Source organism: Flavobacterium sp. (genome assembly GCF_044373165.1).
Taxonomy (GTDB): domain Bacteria; phylum Bacteroidota; class Bacteroidia; order Flavobacteriales; family Flavobacteriaceae; genus Flavobacterium.
The window spans coordinates 23,484-29,483 of record NZ_JBILQL010000024.1 but is presented as its reverse complement, the minus strand read 5'-3'; the positions used below and the strand labels follow the sequence as shown (position 1 = coordinate 29,483).

General features: G+C 35.8%; 6 protein-coding genes. 5 read left to right on the top strand and 1 reads right to left on the bottom strand.

What is annotated here, in order from left to right:
- The 5 genes from ACIQ32_RS05250 to ACIQ32_RS05230 all read left to right on the top strand — a co-directional run.
- On the top strand, positions 1-358 hold a 358-nt coding region (locus tag ACIQ32_RS05250), incomplete at its 5' end, for a M13-type metalloendopeptidase (RefSeq protein WP_396194645.1).
- 488 nt (positions 359-846) lie between these two features.
- Positions 847-1,098 carry a hypothetical protein gene (locus tag ACIQ32_RS05245; protein ID WP_396194644.1) on the top strand — a complete coding sequence of 84 codons (252 nt, stop codon included), beginning with the start codon at positions 847-849 and terminating at the stop codon, positions 1,096-1,098.
- Positions 1,099-1,167: 69 nt separating this feature from the next.
- Complete coding sequence (locus ACIQ32_RS05240; protein WP_396194643.1) at positions 1,168-1,572, top strand: (deoxy)nucleoside triphosphate pyrophosphohydrolase; 405 nt, start codon at positions 1,168-1,170, stop codon at positions 1,570-1,572.
- A gap of 4 nt (positions 1,573-1,576) precedes the next feature.
- Positions 1,577-4,495, top strand: coding sequence for a DUF3427 domain-containing protein (locus ACIQ32_RS05235; protein ID WP_396194642.1), 2,919 nt, complete (start codon positions 1,577-1,579; stop codon positions 4,493-4,495).
- 22 nt (positions 4,496-4,517) lie between these two features.
- Positions 4,518-5,462 (top strand): hypothetical protein, encoded by a 945-nt coding sequence (locus ACIQ32_RS05230; RefSeq protein ID WP_396194641.1) that lies wholly within the window; start codon positions 4,518-4,520, stop codon positions 5,460-5,462.
- A 61-nt stretch (positions 5,463-5,523) separates the two neighbouring features.
- Here ACIQ32_RS05230 and ACIQ32_RS05225 read toward each other — a convergent pair whose 3' ends face one another.
- Entirely contained in the window at positions 5,524-5,928 is a 405-nt protein-coding gene (locus tag ACIQ32_RS05225) for a hypothetical protein (RefSeq protein WP_396194640.1), read from the bottom strand.
- Positions 5,929-6,000: the final 72 nt, after the last annotated feature.

The window sequence follows — 6,000 nt, the reverse complement described above, 5'->3', positions numbered from 1 at the left end:
TAAAGCCTTCCCTGATTTAAATGTGAATGGCGACTTTACCCTAGGCGAAAACATAGGCGACTTGGGCGGACTAAGCATTGCCATCAAAGCCTACAAAGCTACATTAAACGGCAAAGAAGCACCGGTAATGGACGGCTTTACCGGTATGCAACGCGTGTTCTTGGGCTGGGGACAAGTATGGGCTGAGAAAATCCGCGAAGAAGCTTTGCGCAGTCAAATTGCAGGCGACCCACACTCGCCGGCCTTATTCCGTGTAAACGGAACCGTACGCAACATTCCGGAATTCTACGAAGCGTTCAATATTAAACCTACCGACTCCTTATACTTAGCACCCGAAAAGCGTGTGAAGATTTGGTAGTAGTTACCACTTAATTTATAAGAAACCCCGACGGAAACGTTGGGGTTTTTTGTTGGGAATAACTAAAGTCAATTAGAAAAACGATTGTCACCCTGAGCTCGCCTGCCCTGAGCGCAGTCGAAGGGTCGAAGGGTCAAAGGGCAACACACGAGACGAAACCGACTGCCGAAGGAAATCGAGAACCTTATCCATACAACGGTTCTCGATACTCCCGACACTTCGGGATTTATTCCGTTACACTCCATAAAAAACCACTCGAACTGACGGGTGTAGTAGTATTTTCAAACCCTATTAAAGCATGACGCCCTTATTACGTCACTTCGAGTGATTTTACAACGTGAAAACGTTAGTTTTTACGGTGTAAAATAGTATCGAGAAGCCTTCACGTTGTCATTCCAAAAGCTTGAACATTGTTCATAAATTTTGCAAACAATTGTAGGCTTACAAATCACCTCATTTTCTTAAATTAGTAATCGAAAACAAAAGCTATGCAAGAACAAAAAAACAACTCAGGATTTGAATATTGGGACTTCATCGAAAAACATTATCCACTTTATGTCAGCTGCGATGACGTCCTACTTAGCGATATCTTAACCCGAAAACTAAACGGTCAAGAAATCTGCAAAGAAGATGAAGAGTTCATTCAAGGATGGAATGTGAGAGAAGAACTTTTGAAAATTGATACGGAATTGTTTAGAAGGGCTTTGGAGGGTTACTTTGAAACTATTTTTGCCAAATAGCAAAAACGTTATTTAAAACTACCATCAACATATTCAAATCACATTCTTTTTTCCATAAATTTGGAAATTATGAGTCGTCCAATGAAAAAAGTAGAGGTTGTAGCTGCTGTTATCTTCCATAACAATAAGATACTTTGTGTTCAACGAGGTAATAATAAATACGATTACATAGCCTTCAAATATGAATTCCCAGGCGGCAAAGTGGAATCAGGAGAAACTAATGAAGATGCTATAAAAAGAGAAATCCTTGAAGAATTAAACCTTGACTTATCGATTGACTCACAATTCATTACTGTCAATCATGAGTATCCAGATTTTATTTTAACAATGCATAGTTTTATTTGCTCATGCAGTAATCCTCACATAGAATTATCAGAACATGTTGCTTTCAAATGGTTAGACAAAACCGAACTAAAAGCATTAGACTGGGCAGCAGCTGACATTCCAATTGTAGATAAACTAATAGCCTCTTAACACTATGGATTTAATCAAAGAACATTTACTCCAAAGTTTTAATACGGGGTTTATTGATAGGCGCATTCACTCAAATAATGAATACCTACCGCAATTGTTGACCAATGACAAATTGCAAGGTAAAAAAGTATTAACCTCTATTTTAAAAGAATTAAGAGAGTTAAAAAAAGATGATGAGTTTTGGTTTTCAGTAGCGTTTGTAACAACAAGCGGAGTATCAACCTTAATCAACACTTTAATTGATTTAGAAAATAGAAGTATAAAAGGTAAAATACTTGTTTCACAATATTTAAACTTCACCCAACCTGAAGCTTTAAAAAGACTTTTACAATTTAAAAATATAGAACTTAAAATTGTTACCGATGGCGATTTTCACTCTAAAGGATATCTTTTTAAAAAAGGAGAAATCTACAACCTAATTATTGGAAGTAGTAACTTAACCGCCACAGCACTTTGCTCAAATAAAGAATGGAATCTTAAAATTTCTGCTGCGCCGATAAGCCATATAATCTTTGAAGCAATAAATGAATTCACTTCAGAGTTTGAAAATGCAATACCAGTAACTTTATCTTTTATTGAAAAGTATGAAGCCGTATACAAAAGAAACGTACAGCTAAATTTTGACCTAAAAGAAGAATTATATAGCTCAAAAAAGATTGTGCCTAATGCCATGCAAATTGAGGCTTTAGCCAATATAGAGAAACTCAGAGCTAAAGATAAAAACAAGGCATTATTAATATCCGCAACTGGAACAGGCAAAACCTACCTTTCTGCTTTCGATGTAAAAAAAGTAAATCCAAAAAAGTTCTTGTTTGTTGTTCACAGAGAAAACATAACGAAAGCAGCAATGAAAACCTTCAAAAGTATTTTTGGAGACACTAAAACAATGGGGTTATATACCGGTAATCAAAAAGATTTACAAGCCGATTTCGTATTTTCAACTGTTCAAACCATTTCAAAACAAGAAAACTTAGACCAATTTTCTGCTGACTACTTTGATTACATTGTAATCGATGAAACCCACAGAGCTGGAGCTGAATCTTATCAGAGAATCTTAAACCATTTCAATCCTAAATTCCTTTTAGGAATGACAGCAACTCCTGAACGTGGTGACAATTTCGACATATTCCAATCGTTTGATTATAATATTGCTTACGAAATAAGACTACACCGCGCACTCGAAGAAGAAATGTTAAGTCCATTTCATTACTTTGGAGTTACAGACATAACGGTTGATGGTGAAATTTTAGAAGAGAAAGCCGATTTTAACTTATTAACCTCAACTGAAAGAGTTGACCGAATTATAGAAAATGCAAAATTATATGGTTGCGATTCTGGTGTTATAAGAGGACTAATATTTTGTTCTAGAGTAGAGGAATGTATCCAACTATCTAATGAATTTAACGATAGAGGTTTTAAAACAGTGGCACTCACTGGAGATAGTTCTGAAGAAGAAAGAACCAAAGCTATTAATAGACTGGAATCAGATTCTATTTCAGAAAAATTAGATTACATCTTTACCCGAGATATATTCAATGAAGGAATTGATATACCAAGTGTAAACCAAATTATTATGCTTCGCCCTACTCAGTCTGCAATTGTATTTGTTCAGCAACTTGGAAGAGGTTTGCGAAAAACCAATAATAAAGAATATCTAACTGTTATAGACTTCATAGGCAATTATACTAATTCTTTCCTTGTCCCTATCGCTTTGTATGGTGATACCTCGTATAATAAAGACAACTTAAGAAAATTAATGGCTGGTGGAAGTAATATGATTCCTGGAGCTTCAACAATCAACTTTGACGAAATTTCTAAGAAGAGAATCTTTGAAGCTATTGATACTGCAAATATGCAACTCAAAAAAGACTTAGTAAATGACTACATTGTTTTAAAAGCAAAACTAGGTAAAGTCCCAATGATGATGGATTTTATTGAACATGGCTCAAGGGATCCTTTTCTATTCGCTAATTACTCGAAATCATACTACAACTTTGTAGCTAGTCTACAGTCTGATTTTAAAGGTTTACTTAATGTAGAACAAATCAGATTACTGGAATTATTCTCGAATGAAATTAATAATACTAAGCGAGTAGAGGAAAACATTATTTTAATAGAGTTAATTAAAAACAGTAAAGTAGCCTTTGAAAAAATTGAAACAATCATTAAAAATTGTTTTGGTTATACTCCATCAAAAGAAACTTTGTTCTCAGCCATCAATAATTTGAATTTTGGTTTTGTTACTCAAAACAAAGGAGGAAAGTTGTTACCAGTAAATAAAATTTATGATATTCAAAATATTATTACAAAAGACAATATCATTTGCCTTAAATCTCAATTAAAAACTAATCTTAACAATAGTACTTTCAAAGAATTCCTAACTGATAACATATTGTACTCCATCTATATTTTTAAAAAGTTATATCAAAAAGAAAAATTTGTAGATGGATTTGTATTGTATCGTAAATACTCTCGTAAAGATGTATTCAGAATTCTCAATTGGGATAGCAACCCGTTAGCACAAAATGTAGGTGGTTATATTGTTAGTCCAGACAAGTCAAACTTCCCAATTTTTGTTAATTATCATAAAGAAGAACATATCTCAAGCACAACAAAATACGACGATGGTTTTATAAATAAATTCGAGTTCCAATGGATGTCAAAATCAAAAAGGAATATTAATAGTCCAGATATTCAGATTTTAAAAAAACATCAAAATTTGCGAATCCCATTATTCATCAAAAAAAGCAACGATGAAGGAACAGATTTTTATTATATGGGAGACATAACTCCAATAGAAAATTCTTTTATCCAATCAACCCTCAATGATGATAATGGTAAACCTGTTTCAGTAGTAAAAGTTGTTTTTTCAATGAAGACACCAGTTGAGGATAGCATCTACGATTACATAACAGAAAGTTAATCAAGAATAAACACCAACCCTTATGAAGTCAAAAATCACCTTCAACATTTTCATAGCGATTGCTTTATTCCCCCTATTCAGCTTCGCCCAAATCACCCTAACCAACACCGCTGAAGTCGCCAAAATCAAACAAGGCACTACTTACTTCGCTATGAAAGATCCGGCTTCGCCTGCGGCAGCGGGTTATGTAGCGGCTATCAAAAAAGCTTGGACACTCGGTAAAGTCGAATGCATCAAATACACCGAGGTAGAGAAAAACATCGCGCCCAACAATAGCTTTGTAACCTTGGGCGCCAATATGACCACGTCCAACAGCACTTTGGCTTCCACCGAAACCCGCATTTATTTGGAGCTTTGGACGACCAACGGCAAATACACCTACGACCCCAAAAAACGCCGACACTTCAATCAGCAAGATAAAATCGTAGTGGCTACCGTAGAACTCTTCGCCGATTTCTTCGCCCAAAACAACCCAAGCGCCCTTTACAAAATGGAGTACGACACTGCCAGTCATTTCAAAAACTGGGGCACCGGTGTGTTGGGCAATTATATACAACAGCTTTGCACTTTATTAGAAAAAGGCAACGAGTGTGCCGCCAAAACCGAAATAGCCAACACTAGTGAACTCCAAAAACTGGCTTCGACTACACTCTTCATCCCGGATTATGTCCTAACCAAGTTCTCCAAAAACTCCGACGATGAAAGCAAAAAGTACACCGACAAGGAAATCTTCGATGGCTTCAATCAGGCCTATAAAGTAGTGCCATTAGCCGAACTCAACGACAAAATTGCAAACAGCACTGCGCCGTTTTATTACTTGTTGTTCATAAAAACCCCCAGCGAGAAATTTGTGACTGTGACCAACGCGCAAAACGGAGAAATTGTTTATTTGGGTTACACCGCTGCAGCCGCAAACTTTAAGAGTGCCGACTTAAAAGCAATCCAAAAATTGAGCATAAAAAAATAGTCCCCGCAACGCCCAATAATTATTGCGGGGACCTAACTAAAAAAATCACATTACTCTACTATTATTGGGGCATATCAAAGGGTGATATGGTTTTATGGTTACTAAAACCATGTTTCTTCATAAAAAGGTTTGATAAACTCCCGGAATGAGTAGCACTTCCGCTTGGGTTAATGGTTTTGACCTTACTTCCTCCAAAAGGGGAATGAACTATGGAGGAAGTTGTAATTAGGTCGGGGGAATTTTTGTGGTATTTGGTATTAACTTGTATAGGTGCAGAAGTGCTGGTTAACACTTGGTTGGTATTTGTGGGAATGGTGTTAAGAGACTTATCAATCGTCTCACTCCGGTTATAATTACTAATAATTGGATTACAAACAATTGTTGGTCGGCTTCCGGTATGAAAGAAAAACCGACCAACGTTTGGAATTATTTTTACTGATGCTATGATGAATACATCGTTTTTCATAAAATACAATTCCGAGTTTGCGTTTTGTTTGACAATACAATTTTACTCAAGAATACTTGATTCCATAATGTG